Here is a 3,990-nt window from a genome sequence, read left to right on the forward strand (position 1 = left end):
CTCCCACCCCCGTAGCTACACCCGGCCCCTCTTCCAGAGAACGGGAACGAGTGGATTCAGTCGCGGCTAGACTGGCCGTCATCTGACGGGCGCGTGCCTGTGAGGATCCTGAGCCCCCGAACGGGCTGGTGACGGGTGTTGTCGGCAACACCATCCCTCACCGAACCGGCGGGGGCTTCCTAATGCCCCCACCCGCCGTAGACCGCCGGTAACCGCAGTCAACCGCATCACGACCGTGTCAAAAGGTGAGCGCAGGCTTACCGCTATCCGTATATAGCTGTCACAGTGAGACCCCCAGGGCCGGAAACGGCAGCCGGCCTCGGAGGCCGGGACACGACCAGTCCCAGCCCGACCAGCAGGAGGAGCACCCGGTGTATGCCACCCCTTCCCGACTGCCGACATTCAGTGGAGACGCTCCTATGTCCGCAGCAGAAGCATCCCGCCCCGCAGGCCCGCTGGGCCCGCCAGGTGTCGTGGTCCCCATGAAGCGCCGCAAGCCGAAAGCCGTCCGCCGGGCCCCGCAGGCGGACAAGGAGCCCTCCCCCCAGGCGCAACTCGCCCTCACCCTGGAAGCCTGGTTCGCCGCACGCGACCTGACCCTCACCGACGACGACACCGCCGAGGTGTACGACCTCACCCTCGAGCTGGTGCAGACCATGCTTGGCTCATTTGCGGCGGGCCAACGCCTTGACGAGGCGGTAGCAGCTGAACTCGCAGGCGCAATCACCGACATGCGGAACGCCCCCGACCGTCTGTGAATATGCCCTGACCTTATGCGCACGAGATGGGATTGCAGTAAACACCGATCGCGCAGCGCTGATCATCAGCGACTTTCGGTTCAACTCCAGTCGCATTCGTGCCAGAATCAGGTGTCCGGGACACCCGGAGTAATCGCTCCGGCCCCCCTGACGCGCGCGCATGCACACACCGTCACGCCACGCGCCCCGGGGCCACCACAGGGACGGGGACACCATGGGCACAGGGGACCAGCACACCAGCGCACGCGCCCTCCGACTCCTGCAACACGAGCTCGTACAACCGGAATCGAACACCAGCCACGGCGGCCGCACCCCCACCCGCGTCCACCCGCCGGCCCCCATGAGGCTCGAAGTGCTCGACCACTTCACCCGCATGCTCACCGACGCCCGCGCGAGAGCCGACGACGACGCCCTCCACGCACACCAGCCCGCACCCGCCCCCGCCGACCCGTACGCCGTCTTCGACTGGTGGGCCGGCCTCGACATCGACGACCAGGCCCGCGCCGACGCCCGCGACACCGCCCTCTACCACCAAGAGCTCCAGCAGGCGATCCTCACCGGCGACCACAGCATCGTCTGCCGCCACCCCTGCCCCGACTGCGGCTGCTGGGGCCTCCAGTGGGACACCGCCCGCCGCCGCGCCGTGTGCACCTACGCCCCCTGCACCGACGACCAGGGACTTGCTAACACCTGGACCCTCAAAAACCTGGCACACCATCACATTCAGCGGCAAAAAAGGCTGAACCGGCGTGCAACCTGACACGCACCCCGCGTGTCTAACCCTGTAGCACCTGCCCCACCTGCACACCCGGCACCATCCCTGCAACGACCCTCCCCGGGTCATCCGTTTCGGCCGTCGGAGCTGCGAACCTCGGCCGCCGAATCGCGGAGGCCACACATGGCCATTGAGAACCTCGCGCCCGACCCTGACGATGCCGCCACCACCGGCCGCCAGGACAGCACCGCCATCGACTCGTGCCTCGCCCTCCTGCGCCGCACCGGCCAGCCCATCCCGAAGTCGACCCTGATCCGCCGACTCAAGGCCGCGGGAGTCCCGGTCGTCCTCGTCAACGGACGCGCGTACGTGTCGTGGTCGCTCGTCCTCCCGGTCCACCGTGACTGGGTGGAGCAGCGCGAGCAGCGCAAGCGGCGCTGACCCCCTTCTGGCCGCTGGCCACCCGGACTGCCCCCGTCTCTCCCTACCCCCAGGGAGACGGGGGCTTCTTCATGCCCAACCATCTAACACATTGCGTACGCCATGAGTTTACGGGTATGCTGGCGGAGCCGACACGGAACCCCACCCCGGGGAAACCGCAGCAACCCCCTGGAGACGCCATGAGCGTGTTCACCCTGCCCGCACGCAAGAACACCGCCCACTACGGCGACCTCACCCCCACCCAGCAGCAGCACTTCGACCAGCTCATGGAACAGGCCGACGGCACCCGCATCAGCGACGAATACAACGCCCTCATGGTCGGAGCCGCCGCCATAGCCGGCCTCACCGCCCACCTCGGCGACGAAATCGCACTCTGCGCCTGCCCTCACTGTCGTTGCGACACCATCTTCGACACCGCCCTCCCCGGCCTGTACAGCCTCGTCGCCACCAGCCCTTACGGCCTGGCCCGACTCCAGTGCCAGGACTGCGCCGACGACCACCGCGCCACCGAGGACGACTAGACCCCGGCCCCACGGGTCGAGCACCACGCCCACAGGGCGCGCAGTAGCTCCCCGGGGGCCGGTGAAAACCGCCCCGCACACGCCCAGCCCGCAACAGGGAGACCCCGCCATGCCCACCACCAGCCGCGTACTTCGCACCCTGGCCACCGTCATCGCCAACGCCCCCCTCCACCGCGGCGACCAGTTCGCCCAGCACGGCCCCATGGACGCCCTCGACATCTGCGCCTGGGCCTACTGCATCGCCGAGGACACCCCGCCGCCCGCCGAGTTCTTCACCGACGAACTCGCCTCCATCCGCCTCATCGAGTGCTCCCCGGGCGCCATGCAGGCCATCAAGACCATCAGTGCCGTCCTCGACACCCACCCCGCCGACGAGCAGCTCGACCACGGCATCACCGTCCCCAACTTCCTGGAGCACGTCTCCAACTGGGCCCGCACCGCCCCCGTCCGCGAGACCAAGCCGCCGTCCGTCGACGAGGTCATCGGCCGCATCCTCCGCGCCGCCGACTACGCCGCCTACCAGGACGCAGCCTGCCGCGCCGACGCCCTCACCCGCCGCCTTACCGGCCGCCGAGACCGCCGCCTCGCCGCCTGACCACCACTCACACCACCCGAAGGATCCCTCGATGAAGCCGCTGTACTACCACGACGACCGCAACCACCTCCGCCGCGAGCTTGTTGATGCGAGCCGCGACTACTTCCCCGCGACCGGGCGGGCCGGTGCCGAAGCCGAACCCGAGTTCCGGAGGGCCTGCGTGCTGGGCTCCGGCTACGCCTACAACCTCGCCGCCGCCATTGAGTGGGTCGCCCGGAACGTCTCCGAGGACGCCGCAGACGGACTGGCGGACTGGCTGTCGAACTCCCTCGTCAACGGCGACGAAGACGGCCTGAACGCCGATCTCGGCGCCTGACCCGCCCCGACCACCCGAAGGAGCACCTCATGACCGAGACCATCACCCTCCCGGCAGAAGCCGTCATCGGCCGTCACATCGCCTTCTCCCACCGCGACGACCTGACCCACATCCCCCGCGACCAGGTCGGCATCATCACCGCCATCGAGACGGACCAGCCCCGCTGCCTGCGAATCCGACTCAACGGCTCCCGACGCGGTCTCTACGTCCGCCCCGACGCCGAGAACCTCCGCTACCTCGACGAGGTCAGCCCCGTCCCCGACCTGCCGATGGGGCGCTTCACCCCGACCGGCGCCACCGCAGGCTTCGACTTCGCATACGAGGGCGTCCTCGTCGTCCAGTTCGACGACGACGACCTCGCCGCACTGACCCCCGACCCGGAGAAGGCGGCCGCCGCCGCGGCGACCTTCCTCCGCGAGGTGTTCGGCATCGACGACGAAAGCAACGTTCGCGACGAGATCGCCGAACTGCGCCCGCGGACCGTCGCCTTCGAGTGGCAGCCCGAGGACGCCGAGTTCGACTGGCTGATGGTCGACGTCGAGCCGACCGCCGAGCACGCCGTGCAGGTGCACTACCTGCCCACCCTCTGAGCCAGGGAGCAGCAGCCATGACCACCGCCCTCCCCACCCTCCTCGACCTCCGCC

General features: G+C 69.1%; 7 protein-coding genes. All 7 read left to right on the plus strand.

All coding sequences use genetic code 11. From position 1 onward, the window contains the following. Positions 1-482: 482 nt before the first annotated feature. The 7 genes from EAO77_RS36015 (at position 483) to EAO77_RS36045 (ending at position 3,936) form a co-directional block, all read left to right on the plus strand. Entirely contained in the window at positions 483-758 is a 276-nt protein-coding gene (locus EAO77_RS36015) for a hypothetical protein (RefSeq protein ID WP_147992512.1), read from the plus strand. Positions 759-1,098: 340 nt separating this feature from the next. Beyond that, complete coding sequence (locus EAO77_RS36020; RefSeq protein WP_147992513.1) at positions 1,099-1,518, plus strand: hypothetical protein; 420 nt, start codon at positions 1,099-1,101, stop codon at positions 1,516-1,518. A 138-nt stretch (positions 1,519-1,656) separates the two neighbouring features. Continuing rightward, positions 1,657-1,914, plus strand: a complete 258-nt coding sequence (locus EAO77_RS36025) for a hypothetical protein (protein ID WP_147992514.1) — start codon at positions 1,657-1,659, stop codon at positions 1,912-1,914. Between the two features lie 179 nt (positions 1,915-2,093). Continuing rightward, positions 2,094-2,435 (plus strand): hypothetical protein, encoded by a 342-nt coding sequence (locus EAO77_RS36030; protein ID WP_147992515.1) that lies wholly within the window; start codon positions 2,094-2,096, stop codon positions 2,433-2,435. A gap of 109 nt (positions 2,436-2,544) precedes the next feature. Continuing rightward, a complete protein-coding gene (locus EAO77_RS36035) occupies positions 2,545-3,030 on the plus strand; it encodes a hypothetical protein (RefSeq protein WP_147992516.1) in 486 nt (161 codons plus the stop codon). Positions 3,031-3,061: 31 nt separating this feature from the next. Continuing rightward, positions 3,062-3,346, plus strand: a complete 285-nt coding sequence (locus EAO77_RS36040) for a hypothetical protein (protein WP_147992517.1) — start codon at positions 3,062-3,064, stop codon at positions 3,344-3,346. A 29-nt stretch (positions 3,347-3,375) separates the two neighbouring features. Further along, on the plus strand, positions 3,376-3,936 hold the full coding sequence (locus EAO77_RS36045) for a hypothetical protein (protein WP_147992518.1): 561 nt from the start codon (positions 3,376-3,378) through the stop codon (positions 3,934-3,936). Positions 3,937-3,990 lie beyond the last annotated feature (54 nt).

The sequence above is a fragment of the Streptomyces sp. T39 genome (assembly GCF_008042045.1).
GTDB lineage: Bacteria > Actinomycetota > Actinomycetes > Streptomycetales > Streptomycetaceae > Streptomyces.